Here is a 22,290-nt window from a genome sequence, read left to right on the forward strand (position 1 = left end):
ACCCACTCCATGACGAGGTTGACCCAGATGTCGAACGCGACGACGGCGACCGTCTTCGATGACGGGGAGCTGGCCCGGATCCGGGCCGGCTTCCCCATCCTGACGCGCACGGTCCGGGACGGTCGCCCGCTGGTCTACCTCGACTCCGGGGCGACCTCGCAGCGGCACACGCGCGCCCTGGACGCCGAGCGAGCCTTCAGCGAGCAGGTGAACGCCGCCGTCCACCGCGGTGCGCACCAGCTCAGCGAGGAGGCGACCGACCGCTACGAGCAGGCACGCGCGACGATCGCCGGGTTCGTCGGCGGGGCGACCGACGAGGTGGTCTTCACCAAGAACGCCACCGAGTCCCTCAACCTCGTGGCATACGGCTTCTCCAACTCGGTCGCCGGCCAGGACAAGGACCCGCGGCTGTCCCTGGGCCCGGGCGACGAGATCCTCATCACCGAGATGGAGCACCACGCCAACCTCGTGCCGTGGCAGGAGCTGGCGCGACGCACCGGCGCCACGCTGCGCTGGGTCGGTGTCACCGACGAGGGTCGGCTCGACCTCGACGGCGTCCACGGTCCGGCGCTGGGCGAGCTGCTCACCGACCGCACCAAGGTGTTCGCCTTCACCCACGTGTCGAACGTGCTCGGCACGGTCAACCCGGTGCACCGCCTCGCCGATGCCGCCCGCTCCGTGGGGGCGCTGTCCGTCCTCGACGCCTGCCAGTCGGCGCCGCACCTGGCGCTCGACGTGGCCGACCTCGGTGTCGACTTCGCCGCCTTCTCGGGCCACAAGATGTACGGCCCCACCGGGATCGGCGTCCTCTGGGGCCGCCAGGACCTCCTGGCAGCGATGCCACCGTTCATCACGGGCGGCTCGATGATCGAGACCGTCCGGATGGAGGGCACGACGTATGCCGCGCCGCCGCAGCGCTTCGAGGCGGGTTCCCCGAACGCCGCCCAGGCGATCGGCCTCGCCGCGGCCATCGAGTGGCTGCAGGAGCTCGGCATGGACCGCGTGCACGCCCACGAGCAGGCGCTGACCGAGCGGCTGCTCGCCGGCCTGGCCGAGCGCCCCTGGGTCCGCGTGGTCGGTCCCGTGGACGGTGTCGACCGGGGGAGTGCCGTGGCGTTCGTCGTCGACGGCGTCCACGCGCACGATGTCGGCCAGGTGCTGGACGACCAGGGCGTCGAGGCCCGGGTGGGCCACCACTGCGCCTGGCCCCTGCACCGTCGGATGAGGGCGACGGCGACGACGCGGGCCAGCCTCGCGGCATACACGACCCCGGCGGAGGTCGACGCGCTCCTCGTGGCGCTCGACCGCGTGCCGGACGTGTTCGGGGTGGCGAGCTGATGGACCTCTATCAAGAGCTCATCCTCGAGCACTCCAAGCGCCCCCAGCACGCCGGGCTGCGCGAGCCCTTCGAGGCCGAGGTGCACCACGTCAACCCCACCTGCGGTGACGAGGTCACCCTGCGCGTGCACGTCGAGGGCGAGGGCGCTGACGCGGTCGTCCGCGACATCTCCTACGACGCCCTCGGCTGCTCGATCTCGACCGCGTCGGCCAGCGTCCTCGCCGAGGAGGTCATCGGCCACACCGTCGCCGAGGCCATGGTCACGCACGAGGCGATGCGCGCGATGCTCACGTCCAAGGGCGAGGACCCCGGCGACGAGGACGTCATCGGCGACGGCGTCGCGTTCGCCGGCGTCGCGAAGTACCCCGCGCGCGTCAAGTGTGCTCTGCTGGGATGGATGGCGTTCACGGACGCGTTGCACCAGGCAGGCATCGACACGAACTCCACCACGACAGCACCCTGAAGACCAGTTCATGAAAGAGGCTGACACGATGAGCGACACGACCACCGCCACCCCCAACGTCGCGGACGTCGAGGAGGCCATGCGCGACGTCGTCGACCCCGAGCTGGGCATCAACGTCGTCGACCTCGGCCTCGTCTACGGCATCACCGTCGACGCCCAGCGCCACGCCGTCCTCGACATGACGCTCACCTCCGCGGCCTGCCCGCTGACCGACGTCATCGAGGACCAGACCCAGCAGGCCCTCGAGGGCCTCGTCGCGTCCTACCGCGTCAACTGGGTCTGGATGCCGCCGTGGGGCCCCGACAAGATCACCGACGACGGCCGCGAGCAGCTGCGCGCCCTCGGCTTCAACCTCTGACGCATCCCGTCACCTCGACGACGCCGCGACACCCGTGAGCCGCGTCGTCGAGGTGTCTGCGGAGCGGCTCGACGGGTGGCTCGAGAGGTTCGCGGCCAACAACCCCGAACCCGGCGCGCGCCAACGGATCTCCGCGCGTGAGGAGTTCCCGCACGACCCCGTCGGGGTCCTGCTCATCCGCCGTGGCGGGTATGCCGTGGGGCTGGCCCACGGGGCGGCCTTCAGGGAGTCCAAGGTCGGGACCCGGCACGTGCAGTCGCGGACGGCGGCGGGCGGCTGGTCGCAACAGCGGTTCGCGCGACGGCGGGGCAACCAGGCCGACGAGCTGGTGCGCGCGGTCTGCGACCACACGCTGCGGATCCTGCCGCGGGGGAGCGCCACCGGCCTCGTCGTCGGTGGGGACAAGGCGCTGGTGCGGGCGGTGCTCGACGACCCCCGCCTCGCGCACCTCGACGCCCTCCCGAGGCGTGAGCTCTACGACCTGCCCGACCCGCGCAGGGCCGTCCTCGAGGACGCGCTGAAGCGTGGCCGCGCGGTGCGCATCACCATCGAGGACGTCCGACCCGGCTAGTCGTGGTGCTGGGCGATGTTGACGACGGTCCCGCCGGGTGCCCGGACGAAGAACCTGCGCACGCCCCACTCCTCGGTGACGATGGGGTGGACCACCTCGACGCCCCGGTCCTGCACCTGCCGCCAGGCCTCGTCGACGTCGTCGACCTTGACCGTCAGGGCCGAGTCCTCCGGGGCGGTGGCGTCGGACGTGAGGAGCTGGACGTGGGCCCCCGTCGTGGGGTCGGTGAGGCGGGTGACCCAGCCGAGGTCCATCTCCGTGGTCAGGCCGAACAGGCCGGACCAGAAGGTCCTGGCCTCGTCGATGTCGGGGACCGTCAGGTTGGTGGTCACGCTCATGATGCGCATGCGGGCTCCTTCGTCGGTGTCTCGATCCTGCGACGGGGCTGCCGTGAGGTCCAGGGCTACTCGACGGTCGCGGGGGAGAAGGTGTCGCAGCTGTTGAGGTCACCGCTCTGGTAGCCCGTGGTGAACCACTTCTGCCGCGCCGCCGCCGAGCCGTGGGTCCACGACTCCGGGCTGACACGGCCCTGCGTCTTCTGCTGGATCCGGTCGTCCCCGACGGACGAGGCTGCCGACAGGGCGTCCTTGATGTCGGACTCGGTGAGCGGCTTCATCAGGGTGTTGCCCTTGGCGTCCTTGGTCTGCGTGGCGTTGTTGGCCCACACACCACCGAGGCAGTCGGCCTGGAGCTCCACGCGCACGCTGCCGCTGTTGGCGCCCTGCGGGTTCTGCTGGGCCTTGTCGAGCAGGCCGAGGATGTCCTGGATGTGGTGGCCGTACTCGTGCGCCACGACGTACTCCTGGGCCAGCGGGCCGCCGCTGGACCCGAACTGGTCGGTGAGGATCTTGAAGAAGCTCGCGTCGATGTAGACCTGCTTGTCGAGCGGGCAGTAGAACGGGCCGACCTGGTTGGAGGCCGTGCCGCAGGCCGACTGGGTCGAGCCGGTGTAGATGATCGTCTTGGCCGGCGTGTACTCGCGGCGGAAGCGGGGGAGCTCGCTGGTCCAGAACGCCTGGACCGAGTTGACGGTGGCGATGATCCGACAGGTGTCGTCGCGGTTGGCGTCGGCACCGGTCTTGCACTGGGCGAACGCGTTGGGGTCGGTGCTGCCCCCGGGCTCCACCTGGCCGGAGCCGCCCGTGCCCGGGTCGGTGCCGGTGCCCCCGGGGAGGTCGTTGGGGTTGATGCCGAAGACCAGGGCGATGATCAGCAGGATGATGCCGCCGACGCCACCGCCGACCACCATGCCGCCGGGACGTCCGCCGCCACCGCCGGACCCGACCTGTGAGGTGTCGAGCTGCGCGTTGTCGTTGAAGCTCATCTGCCCTCCGGGGCCTCGGGCGTGCACTCGGGGGTCGAGCGACGTCGCTAGACTAGTGATCTCAGCCGCTGTGCGGCGCCGGCGCAACCCGTGCACGGCGAGCCCACGGCGACGCGAGCGTGACCGGACCTGCATCGACGCAGCGGATCGGCACGAACCGCCGCTGAGCTGCCTGTTCTTCCTCGAAACGTGTCTGGAGTACGTCTGTGATCGCCGCCAGTGGGATCGAGCTGCGCGCTGGCTCCCGCCTCCTCCTGGACGGCGCGACCTTCCGCATCGCCCCCGGTGACCGGGTCGGCCTCGTCGGCCGCAACGGTGCCGGCAAGACCACCCTCACCAAGGTCCTCGCCGGCCAGGGCCAGCCTGCTGCCGGCAGCGTGACCGTGAGCGGTGAGGTCGGCTACCTGCCCCAGGACCCGCGGACCGGTGACCTGCACGTGCTCGCCCGTGACCGGATCCTCAGCGCCCGCGGCCTCGACCGCATCATCACGCAGATGCGTGAGGCCGAGGGTGCGATGGCCTCGGCGGACGACGAGACGCGCGACAAGGCCATGCGCCGCTACTCCCGCCTCGAGGGGGAGTTCACCGCCGCCGGCGGGTATGCCGCGGAGTCCGAGGCCGCGACCATCGCCAGCGCGCTGGCCCTCGACGAGCGCATCCTCGGACAGCCGCTGGCCACCCTCTCCGGTGGTCAGCGCCGACGGGTGGAGCTGTCGCGGATCCTGTTCTCCGGTGCCCAGACGCTGCTCCTCGACGAGCCGACCAACCACCTCGACGCCGACTCGATCGGGTGGCTGCGCGACTACCTCAAGGGCTACCAGGGCGGGCTCGTGGTCATCAGCCACGACGTCCAGCTGCTCGACGCCGTGGTGACGCGGGTGTTCCACCTCGATGCCAACCGCGGTGAGCTCGACCTCTACAACGTCGGCTGGAAGCCCTACCTCCAGCAGCGCGAGACCGACGAGCGCGCCCGCAAGCGCGAGTACGCCAACGCCACGAAGAAGGCCGCTGCCCTGATGGAGCAGGCCGAGAAGATGCGCGCCAAGGCGACCAAGGCCGTCGCCGCCCAGAACATGATCAAGCGCGCCGAGCGCATGGTCGCCGGCCTCGAGGGCGCCCGGACCACCGACAAGGTGGCCAAGCTGCGCTTCCCCGACCCCGCGCCGTGCGGGAAGACGCCGTTGCGGGCGTCCGGCCTGTCGCGGTCCTACGGCAGCCTCGAGATCTTCACCGACGTGGACCTGGCCATCGACCGCGGCTCGCGCGTCGTGGTCCTCGGCCTCAACGGCGCCGGCAAGACGACCCTGCTGCGGATGCTCGCCGGCGTCGACACCCCGGACACGGGAGAGGTCGAGCCCGGCCACGGCCTCAAGCTCGGCTACTACGCGCAGGAGCACGAGAACCTCGACGTGACCCGCTCGGTCCTGTCGAACATGAAGTCGGCCGCCCCCGACTCGTTCGGTGAGACCGAGGTCCGCAAGGTCCTCGGCTCGTTCCTGTTCAGCGGCGACGACGTCGACAAGCCGGCCGGGGTGCTCTCCGGTGGCGAGAAGACCCGCCTGTCGCTGGCCATGCTCGTCGTGTCCGAGGCCAACGTGCTGCTCCTCGACGAGCCCACGAACAACCTCGACCCGGCCTCGCGCGAGGAGATCCTCGGCGCCCTGCGGACCTACAAGGGCGCGGTCGTGCTCGTGACGCACGACGAGGGCGCGGTCGAGTCGCTCGACCCCGAGCGCATCCTGCTGCTGCCCGACGGCATCGAGGACCACTGGGGCCAGGACTACCTCGACCTCATCTCCCTCGCCTGACCCGCACTGGCGCGCCCGCGCCATACCGCCTCGATCTCCCATCGCGCTGGGGGGCGATGGGGTCGGATAATGGACGGTTATGCAATCCATAACCGAGTTGGCAGAATGGGCGGGTGACGCAGACCCCCACGCGCCCCCAGCGCCAGTCCGGCAAGGCCACCGGTGCCTGGGCCGACGGTGACCGCACGCCGCTGAACCCCAACGAGGAGTTCAAGCAGGCCGACGACGGGCTGAACGTCCGGGCCCGCATCGAGGAGGTCTACAGCCGCGACGGCTTCGCCTCGATCCCCGGCGAGGACCTCCGCGGCCGGATGCGCTGGTGGGGGCTGTACACCCAGCGCAAGCCCGGGATCGACGGCGGCAAGACCGCGACCCTGGACCCCTCGGAGCTCGACGCCGAGTACTTCATGCTCCGCGTCCGCAGCGACGGCGGAGCGCTGACCGGCGAGCAGCTGCGCACCATCGCCGGCATCAGCACGGAGTTCGCGCGCGACACCGCCGACGTCACCGACCGCCAGAACATCCAGCTGCACTGGATCCGCATCGAGGACGTCCCCGCGATCTGGCAGCGCCTCGAGGCCGTCGGGCTGACCACGGCCGAGGCGTGCGGCGACACCCCGCGGGTCATCCTCGGCTCGCCCGTCGCCGGGATCGCGGCGGACGAGGTGCTCGACGGAACGCCGGCGGTCCGCGAGATCCTCGAGCACTACATCGGCAGCCCGGAGTTCTCCAACCTGCCGCGCAAGTTCAAGACGGCCATCTCGGGCTCGCCCAGCCTCGACGTGGCCCACGAGGTCAACGACATCTCGTTCGTCGGAGTCGTGCACCCCGAGCACGGTCCCGGGTTCGACCTGTGGGTGGGTGGCGGCCTCTCCACCAACCCGATGTTCGCCCAGCGGCTGGGTGCCTGGGTTCCCCTCGAGGAGGTCGCGGACGTCTGGAAGGGGGTCGTGTCGATCTTCCGCGACCACGGCTACCGCCGGCTGCGCAACCGCGCCCGGCTGAAGTTCCTCATGGCCGACTGGGGTCCGGAGAAGTTCCGCGAGGTCCTCGAGACCGAGTACCTGCACCGCACGCTCGTCGACGGCCCGGCACCGCAGGCGCCGTCGGCGCACCGCCGCGACCACGTCGGAGTGCACGCCCAGAACGACGGCCTGTACTGGGTCGGGGTCGCACCCGTCGCCGGTCGCGTCAGCGGCGCGACCCTGGCCCAGGTCGCCGACGTCGCCGAGCGCTGGGGCTCCGGGCGGGTCCGCCTCACGGCGCACCAGAAGCTGCTGGTCCTCGACGTCCCGAAGGCCAAGACCCGGTACGTCAAGGCGGCCCTGGCCAAGGTCGGGCTGCCCGCCGAGCCGAGCGAGTGGCGTCGTGGCGTCATGGCGTGCACCGGCATCGAGTTCTGCAAGCTGGCCCTGGTCGAGACCAAGGCCCGGGCCGGCACGGTGATCGCCGAGATGGAGCGTCGGCTGCCGGAGTTCGACGTGCCGTTCTCCATCCACATCAACGGCTGCCCGAACTCCTGCGCCCGTACCCAGGTCGCCGACATCGGCCTCAAGGGCATGGTGCAGACCGACGACGACGGCAACCTCGTCGAGATCTTCCAGGTGCACCTCGGGGGCGGCCTCGGCACCGAGCCGCAGCTCGCCCGCAAGACCCGTGCGCTCAAGGTCCGCGCCGAGGACCTGCCCGACTACGTCGAGCGGCTGGCCGGCCGGTTCCTCGAGCAGCGCGACGGCACCGAGTCGTTCGCGCACTGGGCGCACCGGGCCGAGGAGGACGATCTGCGATGAGTGAGAACCGGTCTGCAGTCATCTACCACTGCCCCTTCTGCGCCGAGGAGGACCTGCGCCCCGTCGAGGAGCCGCAGGGCGCCTGGCGGTGCAACGCCTGCGCCCGCGTCTTCACGGTGCAGCTGGCCTCGATCGACACGACCCGCATCCCGGGGCGCCTCCGGGAGGAAGCGGAGCTGCAGCAGCAGCAGCCGGCTGGGCTCCACCAGCAGCAAGGGAGTTCGTCATGACCGCAGCGACAACGACCCATCCGGCTGACGCCCTGCGCGCCCTCGCCGTCGAGGGTGAGCAGCGCTTCGGCGCGCTCGAGGGGGACGGTGCGCACGCGTCATACGAGGCTCGGGTGGAGCTGGCCCGCGAGGCGCTGCGCTGGGCTGCCGAGACGTTCGGCGACAAGCTCACCGTCGCCTCGTCGATGGGCGACGAGGTGCTGGTGCACCTCGTCGGGACGACCATCCCCGGCGCCGACGTGTTCTTCCTCGACACCGGCTACCACTTCGCCGAGACCCTCGGCACGCGCGACGCGTACGAGGCCATGCTGCCGGTGAACATCCGGACGATCCTGCCGCTGCTCACCGTCCCCCAGCAGGACGCCGAGTACGGCGCCAAGCTGCACGACCGCGACCCCAACGCGTGCTGCGCGATGCGCAAGGTCGAGCCGCTCAACCGGGCCCTGTCGACGCACGAGGCGTGGGTGACCGGCATGCGTCGGGTGGACGCGCCGACCCGCACCGACATCGGCATCGTCGGCTGGGACGACAAGCGCGGCATGGTCAAGCTCAACCCCGTCGCCGGCTGGACCGACGCAGACGTGGACCGGTACGTGGAGGAGCACGGGGTGTTCCTCAACCCCTTGCGCCAGGAGGGGTACGCGTCGATCGGCTGCGCGCCGTGCACGCGACCCGTCGCCGAGGGCGAGGACGCCAGGGCCGGTCGCTGGGCCGGCAAGGACAAGACGGAATGCGGGCTGCACACGTGACCACCACTCCTGCCCGGGCGCTGCCCGACCAGTACACCCTGGACCACCTGGACCACCTGGAGTCCGAGGCCATCCACATCTTCCGCGAGGTGGCGGGGGAGTTCGAGCGGCCGGTCATCCTCTTCTCCGGCGGCAAGGACTCGGTCGTCATGGTCCACCTGGCGCTCAAGGCCTTCGCGCCGTCACCGTTGCCGTTCGCGCTGCTGCACGTGGACACGGGGCACAACTTCCCCGAGGTGCTGACGTACCGCGACGAGACCGTCGAGCGGCTGGGCGTGCGCCTGGTCGTCGCGCACGTGCAGGACTACATCGACGACGGTCGGCTGCGGGAGCGCCCGGACGGCACCCGGAACCCGCTGCAGACCGTCCCCCTGCTCGACGCCATCGAGTCCAACAAGTTCGACGCCGTCTTCGGCGGTGGTCGCCGCGACGAGGAGAAGGCCCGGGCCAAGGAGCGGGTGTTCAGCCTGCGCGACTCGTTCGGTGCGTGGGACCCCCGGCGCCAGCGGCCCGAGCTCTGGGACCTCTACAACGGCAAGCACGCCCCCGGCGAGCACGTCCGGGTCTTCCCGCTGTCCAACTGGACCGAGCTCGACGTCTGGCGCTACATCGAGCGCGAGGGCATCGCCCTGCCCGACCTCTACTACGCCCACGAGCGCGAGGTGTTCGCGCGCGACGGCATGTGGCTGTCGGCGGGGGACTGGGGCGGTCCGAGGCCGGCGGAGGAGGTCCAGGTGCGGCAGGTCCGGTACCGCACGGTCGGCGACATGAGCTGCACCGGGGCGGTCGACTCCGCCGCCACCGACGTGGCCGGTGTGATCCTCGAGCTGGCCGCGTCCCGGCTGACGGAGCGGGGCGCCACGCGTGCCGACGACCGCATGTCCGAGGCAGCCATGGAGGACCGCAAGAAGCAGGGGTACTTCTGATGTCGACGACCCACGCCACCACTCCCGACAGCGAGGCCACCGTGACCACTGCTGCTCCGGCGCCGGCCGCGCCCACACGCCGCCACGACCTGCTCCGGCTCGCGACGGCCGGGTCGGTCGACGACGGCAAGTCCACCCTGGTCGGTCGACTCCTCTACGACACCAAGTCGGTGCTCGCCGACCAGCTCGATGCCGTCGAGCGGGTCAGCAAGGAGCGGGGCCTGGACGCCGCCGACCTGGCGCTGCTCACCGACGGCCTGCGGGCCGAGCGCGAGCAGGGCATCACCATCGACGTCGCCTACCGCTACTTCTCGACGGCCACCCGCTCCTACGTCCTCGCGGACACCCCTGGGCACGTGCAGTACACCCGCAACATGGTCACGGGTGCCTCGACGGCCGAGCTGGCACTGATCCTCATCGACGCCCGCCACGGCGTCGTCGAGCAGACCCGGCGCCACCTCGCCGTCACCGGGCTGCTCGGGGTCCGCCACGTCGCCGTGGCGGTCAACAAGATGGACCTCGTCGACTGGGACCGGGTGCGGTTCGATGAGATCGTCGCCGAGTTCACCCGCCACGCAACGCGATTCGGCATCGAGGACGTCGTGGCGGTGCCGGTTTCGGCGCTGTTCGGCGACAACATCGTGGACCGCTCCGACCGCGCTTCCTGGTATGCCGGGCCCACGCTGCTCGAGCACCTCGAGTCGGTGCCCGTCGGGACCGACCCGTCAGCCCAGCCGCTCCGGGTCCCGGTGCAGTACGTCATCCGCCCGCAGAAGGACGGCCACCGCGACTACCGCGGCTACGCCGGACGGCTGTCCTCCGGCGTCGTGCGCCCCGGTGACGAGGTCGTCGTCCTTCCCGGGGGCGCCCGAACCAGGGTGGCCGGGATCGACCGCGCCCGCGCCGACGGGACCGTGGAGGAGCTGGACGTCGCCTTCGCGCCACAGTCGGTCACCCTGCGCCTCACCGACGACATCGACGTCTCCCGGGGCGACCTCATCGCCGCGGCCGACGATCCGAGCCTCACCACGCGCTCCCTCGCCGGCACGGTCGCGGTCCTCGACGACCGACCCGTCCGGCAGCGGGACCGGGTGCTGCTGCGCGTCGGGACCCGCACCGTCCGGGCGATCGTCGAGGACGTCGTCGACCAGCTCGACATCGAGACCATGGAGCAGCGCACGGCGCCGGACGGGTTGGCGCTCAACGCGATCGGCCGCGTGCGCATCCGGCTGGCCGACGACGTCGCGATCGACGACTACCGACAGCTGCGTCGCACGGGCGCCTTCCTGCTCATCGACGAGAACGACGGTTCGACGCTTGCAGCCGGCATGGCCGACGCACCGGACCGCAGCATCGGCGAGGGCATCTGATGACCGCCCCCGCCTACCCGCTCACCCTCGACCTGACCGGTCGGCGGGTCGTGGTCGTGGGCGGCGGTCCCGTGGCGGCTCGTCGAGCGCGCGGGCTGGTCGAGGCGGGCGGAGCGGTCGAGGTCATCGCCCCCTTCGTCTGCGAGGACCTCCGTGACCTCCTGGAGCGTGTCGAGATCACGTGGCACGAGAGGGAGTTCGTCACCGGCGACCTCGTCCTGCCCGAACCCGCGTGGCTCGTCCACACCGCGACGGGCGACCGGTCGGTCGACACCCAGGTGTCGCGTGAGGCAGAGGCCGCCCGGGTCTGGTGCGTGCGGGCGGACGACGCGTCGACGTCGAGCGCCTGGACCCCCGCCGTCGCCCGTGGCACCCACGGCACCGCGAGCGAGGGCCTCACGGTGGCCGTCACCGCGGGCGCAGACCCCCGACGCGCGGTGGCCGTGCGGGACGCCGTCCTCGCGGCCCTCGACAGCGGCAGCCTCCCCGTCCGGCGCGTGCGTCCCGCCACCGGAGGCGGCGATGTCCTGCCGGGCGGCGACGCTGTCCAGGCGGGCCGCGTGGCCCTCGTCGGCGGTGGCCCCGGCGCCGAGGACCTCATCACCGTCCGCGGGCGGGCCCTGCTCGCAGCCGCCGACGTCGTGGTCACCGACCGGCTCGGTCCGCGCGGCCTGCTGGCGGCCCTCGGCCAGGACGTGGAGGTCGTCGACGTCGGCAAGACGCCCGGCAACCACCCGGTCACCCAGGGGCGCATCAACGAGCTGCTGGTGCACCACGCGTCCCTGGGGAAGCGGGTGGTCCGCCTCAAGGGAGGCGACCCGTTCGTCCTCGGTCGGGGTGGCGAGGAGGCACTGCACTGCATCGAGCACGGCATCCCGGTCGAGGTCGTCCCGGGCGTCACCTCTGCCGTGTCCGTGCCTGCGGCTGCAGGGATCCCGGTGACGCACCGGGGGATCACGGCGTCGTTCGTCGTCGCCTCCGCCCACGACGGCGCCGACCAGGTCCTCCGGGCCGCGTCCGACGCGGCGCCGGACGCCACCCTCGTCCTCCTCATGGGGGTGACCCGGCTCGCCTCGACCGCCCGAGCGCTGCTCGACGCGGGACGACGCCCCGACACGCCGGTGGCGCTCATCGAGCGGGGCTGGATGCCGGACCAGCGGACCACCGTGACGACGCTCGAGCACGCCGCCGCCGACGCGGAGCGGGCCGGGGTGAAGGCGCCCGCCGTGGTCGTCGTCGGGGACGTCGTGTCGGTGCGCCAACAGGTCGGCGACCTCGCCGGGGGAGTACCGTCCCGAGGATGAGCGCCGCGCCCGACATCGTCCTCCTCGCGCACGGGTCGCCCGACCCGCGCCACGCCAAGGGCGTCGAGACCCTGGCCGACCACGTGCGCACGCTCGCGCCGGACCGGCCGGTCCACACGGCATACCTGGACCACCACGCACCCAGCCCGAGCCAGACCGCCGCGGGGATCGGGAAGCACGCGGTGGTCGTCCCCGTGCTGCTCACGCCGGCCTACCACGCGAAGGTCGACGTGCCGGCTGCCGTCAACCAGATGATCGCCGACTCGGGCTCGGAGGTCGGCGTCGCCGCAGCCCTCGGCCCCCACCACCTGCTCCTCGACGCCGCGGAGGAGCTCCTCGCGGCGGAGGGCATCGAGCCGGACCCGTCCACCGCCGTCGTCCTGTATGCCGCAGGGTCCAGCGACAGCGAAGCCGTCGCCACCGTGGGCCAGACGATCGCGGACCACCCGCGCGAAGGATGGGGTCGCTGGGGCGTGGCAGCCCTCGACGGCGGGGCGACGATGGAGCAGGTGCTGCGGACCATGCCCGACGAGGTCGAGCGCACCGTTGCCGTCTCGTTCATGGTCGCCGAGGGCATCCTCCGGGACCGGATGGCCCAGCACTGCGGCCGCGCCGGGGTCTCGATGGTCCCGGGCGCGCTCGCCCAGACGGGGGCCATGGCCCAGCTGGTCCTCGAGCGGGCCGATAACCTGCCCGCGTGACCGACCCCTCGACCGAGCCCACCACCGAGCCCTCCACCGACGCCCGGTCCGACACCGGCGGCGGGAGCTCGACGCGGCCGCACCCCCACCTGCTCGTCACGAGGGAGGGGCCGGTGCTCACCGTCACCCTCGACAACGAGGCACGCCGCAACGCCCAGCTCCCGTCGCTGTGGCTGGCCCTGGCTGAGGTGGCCGCCTCGCTGGACCCGGCTGTCCGGGTCGTCGTGCTGGCAGCGCGCGGGCCGTCGTTCTCGGCCGGACTCGACCTGTCCGTGGTGGCCGGCGACCCGGCGAAGGCTCCTCATGGTGAGCCGGACCTGTTCGAGATCGCCGCCCGCGGAGTGGAGGAGGCGGCCGACGTCATCGCGGGCTTCCAGCGGGGGTTCACCGCGTGGGCCGAGGCCGACGCCGTCGTCGTGGCGGCGGTCCAGGGCCACGCGATCGGCGCGGGGTTCCAGCTGGCGCTGGCCGCGGACCTGCGGGTCGTGGCCGACGACGTGCAGCTCGCCATGCGCGAGACGTCCCTGGGACTCGTGCCCGACCTGGGCGGCACACAGCCGCTGGTCTCCCTGGTCGGACCGGCGCGCGCCCTGGAGATCTGCGCCACCGGACGGTTCGTCGGGGCCCAGGAGGCCGTGGCGACAGGGCTGGCCAACGTCGCGGTGCCGCGGGACGAGCTCGAGGCGACGACGGCCGACCTGGTGGCTGCCCTGCTCGCGGCTCCTGACGCGTCGCTGCGGGCGCTGAAGCCCCTGCTGCAGTCCGCGGGTGCAGCCGGCCGCGAGGACCAGCTGCGGTCCGAGCGGGAGACCCAGGCCGTGCTCCTGCGCGGACTCGGAGAGGCACGGGCGGCCGGACGTCGCTGACCCGGCACGGACACCACCGGCCGAGTCCGGTGAGGCCACTGTCGGTGCTCGCCGTCATGCTGGGGAATGCCGCTGTGGGCGCAGGACGTTCCACGGCGTGACTGCAAGGAGAACATCGTGAGCATGTCCGGCTGGAGCGCCATGCGCTCCCTCACCCGGGACGGCTCGGTCAAGGACCGCAAGCTGGCCCCCGGGACCGCACGACGGGTGCTTGGCTACGCCACGCCCTTCAAGCGGCAGATCCTGGTGTTCCTCGTGCTCGTCGTCATCAGTGCGGCGCTCGTCGTCGCGACGCCGTTGCTGCTCAAGGACCTCATCGACAACGGCATCACACCGCGCAACCGGAGCGTCGTCATCGAGCTCGCTCTCGTCGTCGCGGCGCTGTCCGTGGCCGACGCCGTCCTCACGCTGGTGCAGCGCTGGTACTCCAGCCGGATCGGGGAGGGCCTGATCTACGAGCTGCGCACCGAGGTGTTCGCCCACGTGCTGCGGCAGCCGATCGCCTTCTTCACCCGCGCCCAGACCGGCGCCCTCGTGACGCGGCTCAACAGCGACGTCATCGGCGCCCAGCAGGCCTTCACGTCGGTGCTGTCCAGCGTCGTGAGCAACGTCGTCTCGCTCACCCTGATCATCGCGGCGATGGCGTCGCTGTCGTGGCAGCTGACCCTGGCATCGCTCGCCCTCGTGCCGTTCTTCCTCATCCCCGCAAGGGTCATGGGGCGCCGGCTCTCCGGCCTCACCCACGCGCAGATGAACCTCAACGCCGACCTCGGGTCGCGCATGACGGAGCGCTTCAACGTGGCGGGCGCGCTGTTGGTCAAGCTGTTCGGCGATCCCCGCCGCGAGGACCGGGAGTACTCCGGCCAAGCGGCCGACGTGCGCGACATGGGCGTCAAGATCGCCCTCAACCGCAGCGTGTTCTTCGTCGCCCTGACCCTCGTCGCGTCGCTGGCGACCGCGATGGTCTACGGCTTCGGCGGCATCATGGCCGTCAACGGCTCGCTGACCGTCGGCACGCTGCTGGCGCTCACGGCCCTGCTCGGCCGCCTGTACGGACCGCTGACCTCGCTGTCCAACGTGCGGGTCGACGTGATGACCGCGCTCGTCTCGTTCGAGCGGGTCTTCGAGGTGCTCGACCTCAAGCCCCTCGTCACCGAGCGCGCCGACGCCAGGCCGATCCCGGCCGGGCCGGTGCGTGTGGAGGTCGACGACGTCGCGTTCCGCTACCCGTCGGCCGACGAGGTGTCCCTCGCCTCGCTGGAGAGCGTCGCCGCGGGCGACCGCAAGGGGTCGGGCCTGGTGCTGCGCGACGTCGCCTTCGAGGTCGAGCCCGGACAGCTCGTGGCCCTGGTCGGCCCCTCCGGCGCCGGGAAGTCCACCATCACCTCCCTCCTCGCTCGCCTGTACGACCCGAGCGCCGGCGCCGTCCGGATCAACGGGCTCGACCTGCGTCAGGCCACCACCGCCTCCTTGTCGGCCACGGTGGGCATGGTGACGCAGGAGGCCCACCTCTTCCACGACACCATCCGGGCCAACCTCGCGTATGCCGCCCCGGACGCCACTGACGAGCAGGTCGTCGCGGCGTTGAAGGCGGCCCAGGTCTGGTCCCTCGTCAGTGCCCTGCCCGAGGGCCTCGACACCGTGGTCGGCGACCGCGGGCACCGGCTCTCCGGTGGGGAGAAGCAGCGCCTGGCGCTCGCCCGGCTGCTGCTCAAGAGCCCCGGCCTCATCGTCCTCGACGAGGCCACGGCGCACCTCGACAGCGAGTCCGAGGCAGCCGTCCAGCGTGCCCTCGACACCGCGCTGCGGGGCCGCACCGCCGTGGTCATCGCCCACCGCCTCTCGACCGTGCGCGGAGCCGACCAGATCCTCGTGGTGGACGGGGGCCGCATCGTCGAACGCGGCACCCACCGTGAGCTGATGACGCGTGGTGGTGTCTACAGCGACCTGTACACGACGCAGTTCGCCGACCAGGAGAGCGACGTCCCCGCCTGAGCCGACGGGCGTGGCCGGCGACCGGGAGCCCCGGGCGCATCCGCGCCCGCTGCAGGAGGACGGCTCAGCCGTCCTCCTCGTCCCAGATCCGTGTCCTCTTCTGGCGGGGCCTCGGAGGGGCGGACCCTGACGCGTGCGCGTCGACCAGGGCCTGCTCGTCGAGCCCGTCGCGGTACTCGCGCCGGATGCCGAACCACACCAGCACGAACCCGCCGACCATGGCCATCCACCACTGGAAGGCGTACGCCTGGTGCGGTCCCAGCCCGGTGTCCGGCGCCTCGAGCGCGGTGGGTCGCGGGGGAGCGCTGCCGTCGGCACGTCGCTCGACCTCGAGGACGACGTAGGCGCCGAGGAGGGGTTCGGCGACCTGCCGCCCGGCCTCGGCCAGGTTGATGCTGGCCACCTGGCCGGCAGGAGGGGTCCGGCCCAACGACGGCTCCGACTGGCGCAGCCACCCGGTCAGGGTGACCTCGTCGGCGGGGGCAGCGGGGAACGTCGGGAGCGACTCGGCCGTCTTGGCGTTCTGCACCCAGCCGCGGTCGACGAGCACGGTCTTGCCGCTGTCCGTCGTGAACGGCACGAGCACCTCGTACCCGTAGGTACCCTCGTACGGGCGGTTGCGGACCAGCAGCGTCTGGTCCGCGGCATACCGACCGGTGGCGGTGACCCGGGTCCAGTCCTCGGACAACGGCATCGGGGCGGCACCCAGGACGTCCGTGAGCTGTCGGGGCTGGGCCTTGTAGTGCGAGTTGATGCGATCGGCCTTGGCGGCCTTGCCCTCGTACCGGTGCCACTGCCACTGCCCGAGGAAGAACGCGGCGACGGCAAAGACGAGGGCCGCGGTGAGGGCCCCCAGCCAACGCCGCGAAATGAGCACCCTGAGCACTTCATCACGGTACCCGGCTTAGGCTGGGGGGTATGACCGGCCTCCCCTTCCCGACCGTGCGCGGTGCCACGCCTGCGCCCGAGGGCCTGGTGGGCCTTCCCGACCGCTACGGACGGGTGGCCCGGGACCTGCGGGTCTCGGTCACCGACCGGTGCAACCTGCGCTGCCGCTACTGCATGCCGGCCGAGGGCCTGCCGTGGCTGGCCAAGCCCGAGATGCTCTCCGACGACGAGCTCGTGCGGGTCGTCGGGGTGTTCGTGGGACTGGGGATCCGCCAGGTCCGCCTCACCGGCGGTGAGCCGATGCTGCGCCGGTCGCTGGTCGACGTGGTGCGACGCATCGCCGCCCTCGAGCCGCGACCCCGGATCGCCATGACCACCAACGGGATCGGCCTGGACCGGCTGGCCCAGCCGTTGGCCGACGCCGGGCTCGACCGGGTCAACGTCAGCCTCGACACGATCGACCCCAAGGAGTTCGCCGACCTCACCCGTCGCGACCGCCTGCACGACGTCGAAGCAGGCCTCAAGGCCGCGGCCACCGCCGGCCTGGTGCCGGTCAAGGTCAACGCCGTCGCCATGCGCGGCATCAACGACGACTCGGTCGCCGACCTCCTCCAGTGGTGCCTCGACCGCGGCTACGAGCTGCGCTTCATCGAGCAGATGCCGCTCGACGCCCAGCACGGCTGGGACGCCTCGACGATGGTCTCCTCGCAGGAGCTGCACGAGCGCCTCCGGGAGCGGTTCACCCTGACGCCACTGCCGCAGGCCGACCGGGGCAGCGCGCCGGCGGAGCGGTTCCTCGTCAACGGCGGTCCGCAGACGGTGGGCATCATCGCCAGCGTGACCGACCCGTTCTGCGCCGCCTGCGACCGCACCCGGCTCACCGCCGACGGCCAGGTCCGCAACTGCCTGTTCTCCCAGGCCGAGACCGACCTGCGCGGGCCCCTGCGCGACGGCGCCACCGACGAGGACCTGGCCCGGCTCATCCAGGGCGAGATGTGGCGCAAGGAGCCGGGACACGGGATCGGGTCCGAGGGCTTCGTCCAGCCCGACCGCCCGATGTCCGCCATCGGCGGCTGACGGGCCACCAGCGAGAGGTGGGGCGCGGGGCCGGCCGGCCCTGTCGCCATACCGACCGGTCGCTCAGCCTGCGGTCGCTCAGCCCGCGGTCGCGGGGATCGCGTCCGCGGGGACCGTCTCGGCGAGGAAGCCGCGGACGGACAGGAACTCCCCGAGCGACGTCCGGTGGTCCTCGCAGGCCAGCCAGACCTTGCGGCGGTCGACCGTGTGCAGCTTCGGGTTGTTCCAGAGGTGCGCCCAGGTGGCGTTCGCACGGCAGCCCTTGGCGCTGCACACCATGCCGTCCATCAGCGGCCGATCTGGGTGGGACCGTCGCCGCGTGGCGTGACCGGTGCCGAACCCCGCCCCGCACCCCGGGGAGCCACGGCGTTGACCATGACCACGGCGACGTACGGCAGCAGGACGGCAAGAACCGCGAGAGTGCCCCACAGCCACCACGGCGCCCCGGAGGTCGCCGTGAGGACGGCGCCGATGAAGCAGACCGTGCGGACCCCCATGGTGAAGAGGTAGCGCCGGATCCGGCCCGCCTGCTCGTCGGCGATGTTGGCCGGGGCCGACGTCACCGACTGGACGACGGGTTCGTCGGGGCGGTGGCGTCGGGAACGGGGCACGTGTCCACGATAAGCCGCCTGCGATGCGGTGTACCCATCGGTAGTCGATAGGGTCGCGCGCAGACGCCAACCGAGCACGGACGACACGGAGGAATCGATGGCAGGCCGCAACGTCCTGATCACCGGAGGCAACCGCGGGATCGGGTTGAGCATCGCCCGATCCCTCGCCGAGGCGGGCCACCACGTGGTCATCACGCACCGCTCGGGCGAGCCGCCTGAGGGCCTGCAGGGGGTGCTGTGCGAGGTCACCGACACGTCCTCCGTCGACGCCGCGTTCACCGCGGCCGAGGAGCTCCTCGGCGGCCCGGTCGACGTCCTCGTCGCCAACGCCGGGGTGACCCGCGACCAGCTGCTGATGCGGATGAGCGACGAGGAGTTCGACTCCGTCATCGACACCAACCTCGCCGGCGCCTTCCGCTGCGCACGCCGTGCCGTCAAGGGCATGATCCGCGCCCGTCACGGGCGGATCATCTTCATCTCCAGCGTCGTGGGCCTGTACGGGTCGCCCGGCCAGACGAACTACTCCGCCAGCAAGTCCGGACTCGTGGGCCTCGCCCGGTCGATCTCCCGGGAGCTCGGCACCCGGGGCATCACCGCCAACGTCGTCGCCCCCGGGTTCATCGAGACCGACATGACCGAGGTCCTCCCCGAGGACCGCAAGAAGGCGTACCAGGCGAGCATCCCCGCAGGACGCTTCGGCCAGTCCGACGAGGTCGCGGCGACGGTGCGCTTCCTCGCGTCGGACGACGCGGCATACATCACCGGCGCGGTGATCCCCGTCGACGGTGGCCTCGGGATGGGCCACTGACCCTGGTGGCGAGCAGGGACCGCAGGTCCCGACCGTCACCGCACCACCCCTGACCCCACCAGATCGGAGTACCCGCCCATGCTGCTCGAGGGTAAGAAGCTGCTCATCACCGGTGTCCTCATGGACTCCTCGATCGCCTTCCACGTGGCGAAGATCGCCCAAGAGCAGGGTGCGGAGGTCGTGCTGACGTCGTTCGGCCGCACCTTCAAGATCACCCAGACGATCGCCAAGCGCCTGCCGACCACGCCCCCCGTGGTCGAGCTCGACGTCACCGACCAGGAGCACCTCGACACCCTGGCCGAGCGGCTGGGCGAGCACGTCGACCACCTCGACGGGGTCCTGCACTCGATCGGGTTCGCGCCGCAGGGGGCGTTCAACTTCCTGGAGGGCACCTTCGAGGACGTGTCGACGGCCATCCACGCCTCGGCCTACTCGCTGAAGTCGCTCGGCGTGGCCACGCTGCCGCTCATGAAGGACGGCGGCAGCATCGTCGGCCTCACCTTCGACGCGAAGTTCGCCTGGCCGGTCTACGACTGGATGGGCGTCGCCAAGGCGGCCTTCGAGTCGACCAACCGCTACCTGGCCCGCGACCTCGGCCCCAAGGGCGTCCGCTGCAACCTCGTGGCCGCCGGTCCGATCCGGACCACCGCCGCCAAGTCCATCCCGGGGTTCGCGACGTTCGAGGAGACGTGGAACACCCGCGCCCCGCTCGGGTGGGACGTCAACGACGCCGTGCCGGCGGCCCAGGCCTGCGCCGCGCTCCTGTCGGACTGGTTCCCGGCGACGACGGGCGAGATCGTCCACGTCGACGGCGGCGTCCACGCGATGGGTCAGTGACGCCCGTTCTGCCGTGGTGGTGAGCCGCTACTAGGCTCGCCGCATGACGTCCGCACCTGCCGTCGCAGCGACCGAGGTCCGGGTCCTTGAGGGCCCGAACCTCTACTTCGCCAAGCCGGCCATCAAGGTCAGCCTCGAGCTGCCCGGGTACCTGTCCGCCGACGAGGCGGACCTCAAGAAGCTGGCCCGCTCGGTCGGGCTGAAGAGCTCGCGACCCGGCGCTCCGGGCACCGAGCAGCGCCAGCGGTTCGTCATGCGGCTCGTCGAGCGCGCCACCCGTCGCCTCGCCGCCGCCAGCGGCACCACCCGGCTGGGGGTGCGGACCCGTCCCGGCAGCGACCCCGCCCAGGTCGTGGTGGCCTTCGTATGGCGCCGCCGTGGTCGGGCGCGCGCGCTCGGTGAGGGCGTGGCCCCCCTCCTGCAGTCCTGGCTCGACGGGGACGACCAGGTCGAGGCGCTCGGCGCACAGGTGGCCGCGGCCGAGCCGGGGGAGCGCCCGTCGCTCATCGCCCCCACCATCCCGGTCGCGTCGATCACCGGCACCAACGGCAAGACGACGACCACCCGCCTGCTCGGCCACATCGGCATGACGGCAGGCCTGCGCACCGCTTGGTCGTCGACTGACGGCATCGTCGTGCAGGGCGAGGTCATCGAGGGCGGCGACTACTCGGGGCCGGCCGGTGCACGCGGGGTCCTGACGGCGCCCGGCGTCCAGCTGGGCATCCTCGAGACCGCCCGCGGAGGCATGCTGCTCAAGGGCATGGGCGTCTCGGCCAACGACGTCTCGGTCGTCACGAACGTGTCCGCCGACCACCTCGGGCTCCAAGGCATCGACACGGTCGACCAGCTCGCCGAGGTCAAGGCGATCGTCACCAAGGCCACCAAGCCCCGGGGCTGGGCCGTGCTCAACGGTGAGGACCCGCGGGTGTGGGCGATGCGCTCCGGCACCAAGGCGCGTCCCTGGGTGTTCACCCTCCGCTCGGACGCCCCGGCGGTCCGGGAGGCCCTCGACGCGGGCGGCCGGGCCATCACCGTCCTCGACGGCGACATCGCCGTGCTGGAGAACGGGCAGGACCCCGACCGCCTCGTGAGCATCCTCGACGTTCCGGCGACCCTGTCGGGGCTGTCGGTCCACAACATCGCCAACGCCCTCGCCGGTGCCGCCGCGGCCCTCGGTCTGGGACTGCCTCGTGCGGCCGTCGTCGAGGGCCTGAAGAGCTTCGCCCCCGACGACCAGCTCAACCCGGGGCGGATGAACACCTACACGCTGCGCCGCGAGGACGGCAGCGCCATCACCGTCATCGTCGACCTCGCCCACAACGAGGCAGGTCTCGACGCGTTGATGGACGTCGCCCACGGCCTGAAGGTCCCCGGCGGCCAGGTCCACCTGGGCCTCGGCCTCGCAGGGGACCGCACGGACGACCTGCTGGAGTCCATCGGTGAGGTCGCGGGCCTGCGGGCCGACCGGATCGTCGCGGCGCACAAGGAGCACTACCTGCGCGGGCGGACCATGGAGGAGCTCGAGGGCCACCTGCGCACCGGGTTGGCGCGAGCCGGCGTCGCCGACATCGACTCCTACCCGACCGAGCTCGGTGGTCTGCAGGCCCTCGTTCCCGGCGCCTCGGACGGCGACGTCGTCGCGCTCATGTGCCACGCAGAGCGGTCCCAGGTGGCCGCGTGGCTGGCCGAGCAGGGGGCCGTGGCCGACGGGCCGGACGACATCCGCCGCAAGGTCGTGGCCGCTCGCGGGGAGCACGAGTTCGAGACGCAGATCGCCGAGCTGTGGGAGCTGGACGACGACCAGGCCCGGATCGAGGCGGCCACCTCGTTGCGCACCTCACGCCTCGGCGACGCCCGCCTGGTCTACGAGCTCGCCGCGACCCTGGACGCCGCCGGGCGCGAGAAGGACGCGATCGACCTGTACCGCGACGCCCTCGCCAGCGGGCTGCGCGAGCCGCACCGGCACCGTGCCCGGATCCAGCTCGCCTCCAGCCTGCGCGTCACCGGCCAGCCGGACCTCGCGCACTCGCTGCTCACCGAGCTCTCGCACGAACGGCCCGGCAGCGTGGCTGTCGAGGCGTTCCGCGCCCTCGCGGCCTACGACAGCGGTCGCGGTGCCGAGGCGGTGGCCGACCTCATCGACACCCTGCTGCACCACGCCGGTGACGAGGACAGCCTGAGCTACCAGCGGGCCCTGCACGGGTATGCCGCGCAGCTGCGGGACGCCTGACCGCACCACACGCCGCCACGACGACCGGCGCCGCACGACGAACGG

Annotated in this window: 23 protein-coding genes; 18 read left to right on the forward strand and 5 right to left on the reverse strand. The window is 72.0% G+C overall.

The window, feature by feature from the left end:
- The first annotated feature begins 9 nt into the window (after nt 1-9).
- The 4 genes from ACYVKF_RS16150 to ACYVKF_RS16165 are packed head-to-tail and all read left to right on the forward strand — an operon-like array spanning nt 10 to nt 2,731.
- Complete coding sequence (locus ACYVKF_RS16150) at nt 10-1,338, forward strand: aminotransferase class V-fold PLP-dependent enzyme (protein ID WP_460967740.1); 1,329 nt, start codon at nt 10-12, stop codon at nt 1,336-1,338.
- On the forward strand, nt 1,338-1,802 hold the full coding sequence (sufU, locus tag ACYVKF_RS16155; protein WP_460967742.1) for a Fe-S cluster assembly sulfur transfer protein SufU: 465 nt from the start codon (nt 1,338-1,340) through the stop codon (nt 1,800-1,802). The genes ACYVKF_RS16150 and sufU overlap by 1 nt, the downstream gene beginning before the upstream one ends.
- Before the next feature lie 28 nt (nt 1,803-1,830).
- Nucleotides 1,831-2,160 (forward strand): metal-sulfur cluster assembly factor, encoded by a 330-nt coding sequence (locus tag ACYVKF_RS16160; RefSeq protein ID WP_056914343.1) that lies wholly within the window; start codon nt 1,831-1,833, stop codon nt 2,158-2,160.
- Nucleotides 2,161-2,194: 34 nt separating this feature from the next.
- Entirely contained in the window at nt 2,195-2,731 is a 537-nt protein-coding gene (locus ACYVKF_RS16165; RefSeq protein ID WP_460967744.1) for an acVLRF1 family peptidyl-tRNA hydrolase, read from the forward strand.
- On the opposite strand, the gene ACYVKF_RS16170 is transcribed toward ACYVKF_RS16165, so the two are convergent.
- Together ACYVKF_RS16170 and ypfJ are read right to left on the reverse strand one after the other, a co-directional pair.
- Nucleotides 2,728-3,078: a VOC family protein gene (locus tag ACYVKF_RS16170; protein ID WP_460967746.1), complete on the reverse strand. Its 351-nt coding sequence runs from the start codon at nt 3,076-3,078 to the stop codon at nt 2,728-2,730. The genes ACYVKF_RS16165 and ACYVKF_RS16170 overlap by 4 nt on opposite strands.
- A 56-nt stretch (nt 3,079-3,134) precedes the next feature.
- On the reverse strand, nt 3,135-4,055 hold the full coding sequence (ypfJ, locus tag ACYVKF_RS16175) for a KPN_02809 family neutral zinc metallopeptidase (protein ID WP_056914346.1): 921 nt from the start codon (nt 4,053-4,055) through the stop codon (nt 3,135-3,137).
- Between the two features lie 206 nt (nt 4,056-4,261).
- Between ypfJ and ACYVKF_RS16180 the strand changes: the two genes are divergently transcribed.
- The 10 genes from ACYVKF_RS16180 (at nt 4,262) to ACYVKF_RS16225 (ending at nt 15,794) form a co-directional block, all read left to right on the forward strand.
- Nucleotides 4,262-5,863, forward strand: coding sequence for an ABC-F family ATP-binding cassette domain-containing protein (locus ACYVKF_RS16180; RefSeq protein ID WP_056914347.1), 1,602 nt, complete (start codon nt 4,262-4,264; stop codon nt 5,861-5,863).
- Nucleotides 5,864-5,976: 113 nt separating this feature from the next.
- A complete protein-coding gene (locus ACYVKF_RS16185; RefSeq protein ID WP_460967748.1) occupies nt 5,977-7,653 on the forward strand; it encodes a nitrite/sulfite reductase in 1,677 nt (558 codons plus the stop codon).
- Nucleotides 7,650-7,883, forward strand: coding sequence for a hypothetical protein (locus ACYVKF_RS16190; protein WP_460967750.1), 234 nt, complete (start codon nt 7,650-7,652; stop codon nt 7,881-7,883). Before ACYVKF_RS16185 ends, ACYVKF_RS16190 begins: the two co-directional genes overlap by 4 nt.
- Nucleotides 7,880-8,632, forward strand: a complete 753-nt coding sequence (locus ACYVKF_RS16195) for a phosphoadenylyl-sulfate reductase (protein WP_460967752.1) — start codon at nt 7,880-7,882, stop codon at nt 8,630-8,632. The genes ACYVKF_RS16190 and ACYVKF_RS16195 overlap by 4 nt, the downstream gene beginning before the upstream one ends.
- Nucleotides 8,614-9,558: a sulfate adenylyltransferase subunit CysD gene (gene cysD / locus ACYVKF_RS16200; protein ID WP_460967754.1), complete on the forward strand. Its 945-nt coding sequence runs from the start codon at nt 8,614-8,616 to the stop codon at nt 9,556-9,558. Before ACYVKF_RS16195 ends, cysD begins: the two co-directional genes overlap by 19 nt.
- A complete protein-coding gene (locus ACYVKF_RS16205) occupies nt 9,558-10,928 on the forward strand; it encodes a sulfate adenylyltransferase subunit 1 (RefSeq protein ID WP_460967756.1) in 1,371 nt (456 codons plus the stop codon). The genes cysD and ACYVKF_RS16205 overlap by 1 nt, the downstream gene beginning before the upstream one ends.
- Nucleotides 10,928-12,232 (forward strand): uroporphyrinogen-III C-methyltransferase, encoded by a 1,305-nt coding sequence (gene cobA, locus ACYVKF_RS16210; RefSeq protein ID WP_056918965.1) that lies wholly within the window; start codon nt 10,928-10,930, stop codon nt 12,230-12,232. The genes ACYVKF_RS16205 and cobA overlap by 1 nt, the downstream gene beginning before the upstream one ends.
- Nucleotides 12,229-12,933, forward strand: a complete 705-nt coding sequence (locus ACYVKF_RS16215) for a sirohydrochlorin chelatase (RefSeq protein WP_056914353.1) — start codon at nt 12,229-12,231, stop codon at nt 12,931-12,933. Before cobA ends, ACYVKF_RS16215 begins: the two co-directional genes overlap by 4 nt.
- Nucleotides 12,930-13,799 (forward strand): enoyl-CoA hydratase/isomerase family protein, encoded by an 870-nt coding sequence (locus ACYVKF_RS16220; RefSeq protein WP_460967760.1) that lies wholly within the window; start codon nt 12,930-12,932, stop codon nt 13,797-13,799. The genes ACYVKF_RS16215 and ACYVKF_RS16220 overlap by 4 nt, the downstream gene beginning before the upstream one ends.
- A gap of 123 nt (nt 13,800-13,922) precedes the next feature.
- A complete protein-coding gene (locus ACYVKF_RS16225) occupies nt 13,923-15,794 on the forward strand; it encodes an ABC transporter ATP-binding protein (RefSeq protein WP_460968769.1) in 1,872 nt (623 codons plus the stop codon).
- A 64-nt stretch (nt 15,795-15,858) separates the two neighbouring features.
- Here the strand turns inward: ACYVKF_RS16225 and ACYVKF_RS16230 are convergent, their stop codons facing one another.
- Complete coding sequence (locus ACYVKF_RS16230; protein ID WP_056914354.1) at nt 15,859-16,680, reverse strand: SURF1 family cytochrome oxidase biogenesis protein; 822 nt, start codon at nt 16,678-16,680, stop codon at nt 15,859-15,861.
- 32 nt (nt 16,681-16,712) lie between these two features.
- Between ACYVKF_RS16230 and moaA the strand changes: the two genes are divergently transcribed.
- Nucleotides 16,713-17,759, forward strand: coding sequence for a GTP 3',8-cyclase MoaA (gene moaA, locus ACYVKF_RS16235; protein WP_082580496.1), 1,047 nt, complete (start codon nt 16,713-16,715; stop codon nt 17,757-17,759).
- A 78-nt stretch (nt 17,760-17,837) separates the two neighbouring features.
- Here the strand turns inward: moaA and ACYVKF_RS16240 are convergent, their stop codons facing one another.
- Together ACYVKF_RS16240 and ACYVKF_RS16245 are read right to left on the reverse strand one after the other, a co-directional pair.
- Nucleotides 17,838-18,047 (reverse strand): hypothetical protein, encoded by a 210-nt coding sequence (locus ACYVKF_RS16240; RefSeq protein WP_460967762.1) that lies wholly within the window; start codon nt 18,045-18,047, stop codon nt 17,838-17,840.
- Nucleotides 18,047-18,370, reverse strand: a complete 324-nt coding sequence (locus ACYVKF_RS16245; RefSeq protein ID WP_056914356.1) for a DUF3099 domain-containing protein — start codon at nt 18,368-18,370, stop codon at nt 18,047-18,049. The genes ACYVKF_RS16240 and ACYVKF_RS16245 overlap by 1 nt, the downstream gene beginning before the upstream one ends.
- Nucleotides 18,371-18,467: 97 nt before the next feature.
- Here ACYVKF_RS16245 and fabG point away from each other — a divergent pair, with 97 nt between their 5' ends.
- From fabG to ACYVKF_RS16260, 3 genes are all read left to right on the forward strand, one after another.
- Entirely contained in the window at nt 18,468-19,178 is a 711-nt protein-coding gene (gene fabG / locus ACYVKF_RS16250; protein WP_460967765.1) for a 3-oxoacyl-[acyl-carrier-protein] reductase, read from the forward strand.
- A gap of 78 nt (nt 19,179-19,256) precedes the next feature.
- Nucleotides 19,257-20,015, forward strand: coding sequence for an enoyl-ACP reductase FabI (gene fabI / locus ACYVKF_RS16255; protein WP_056914358.1), 759 nt, complete (start codon nt 19,257-19,259; stop codon nt 20,013-20,015).
- 43 nt (nt 20,016-20,058) lie between these two features.
- On the forward strand, nt 20,059-22,245 hold the full coding sequence (locus tag ACYVKF_RS16260; RefSeq protein ID WP_460967767.1) for a tetratricopeptide repeat protein: 2,187 nt from the start codon (nt 20,059-20,061) through the stop codon (nt 22,243-22,245).
- The last annotated feature ends 45 nt before the right edge of the window (nt 22,246-22,290 follow it).

The organism is Pedococcus soli (genome assembly GCF_054782575.1).

Excerpts from the sequence above, each read along its gene's own strand:
- ACYVKF_RS16205 (WP_460967756.1), top strand. The coding sequence starts at position 9,558 with ATGTCGACGACCCACGCCACCACTCCCGACAGCGAGGCCACCGTGACC.
- ypfJ (WP_056914346.1), bottom strand. The coding sequence starts at position 4,055 with ATGAGCTTCAACGACAACGCGCAGCTCGACACCTCACAGGTCGGGTCC.
- ACYVKF_RS16170 (WP_460967746.1), bottom strand. The coding sequence starts at position 3,078 with ATGCGCATCATGAGCGTGACCACCAACCTGACGGTCCCCGACATCGAC.
- fabI (WP_056914358.1), top strand. The coding sequence starts at position 19,257 with ATGCTGCTCGAGGGTAAGAAGCTGCTCATCACCGGTGTCCTCATGGAC.
- ACYVKF_RS16240 (WP_460967762.1), bottom strand. The coding sequence starts at position 18,047 with ATGGACGGCATGGTGTGCAGCGCCAAGGGCTGCCGTGCGAACGCCACC.
- ACYVKF_RS16260 (WP_460967767.1), top strand. The coding sequence starts at position 20,059 with ATGACGTCCGCACCTGCCGTCGCAGCGACCGAGGTCCGGGTCCTTGAG.
- moaA (WP_082580496.1), top strand. The coding sequence starts at position 16,713 with ATGACCGGCCTCCCCTTCCCGACCGTGCGCGGTGCCACGCCTGCGCCC.
- fabG (WP_460967765.1), top strand. The coding sequence starts at position 18,468 with ATGGCAGGCCGCAACGTCCTGATCACCGGAGGCAACCGCGGGATCGGG.
- ACYVKF_RS16150 (WP_460967740.1), top strand. The coding sequence starts at position 10 with ATGACGAGGTTGACCCAGATGTCGAACGCGACGACGGCGACCGTCTTC.
- cobA (WP_056918965.1), top strand. The coding sequence starts at position 10,928 with ATGACCGCCCCCGCCTACCCGCTCACCCTCGACCTGACCGGTCGGCGG.
- cysD (WP_460967754.1), top strand. The coding sequence starts at position 8,614 with ATGCGGGCTGCACACGTGACCACCACTCCTGCCCGGGCGCTGCCCGAC.
- ACYVKF_RS16195 (WP_460967752.1), top strand. The coding sequence starts at position 7,880 with ATGACCGCAGCGACAACGACCCATCCGGCTGACGCCCTGCGCGCCCTC.
- sufU (WP_460967742.1), top strand. The coding sequence starts at position 1,338 with ATGGACCTCTATCAAGAGCTCATCCTCGAGCACTCCAAGCGCCCCCAG.
- ACYVKF_RS16160 (WP_056914343.1), top strand. The coding sequence starts at position 1,831 with ATGAGCGACACGACCACCGCCACCCCCAACGTCGCGGACGTCGAGGAG.
- ACYVKF_RS16225 (WP_460968769.1), top strand. The coding sequence starts at position 13,923 with ATGTCCGGCTGGAGCGCCATGCGCTCCCTCACCCGGGACGGCTCGGTC.
- ACYVKF_RS16190 (WP_460967750.1), top strand. The coding sequence starts at position 7,650 with ATGAGTGAGAACCGGTCTGCAGTCATCTACCACTGCCCCTTCTGCGCC.
- ACYVKF_RS16215 (WP_056914353.1), top strand. The coding sequence starts at position 12,229 with ATGAGCGCCGCGCCCGACATCGTCCTCCTCGCGCACGGGTCGCCCGAC.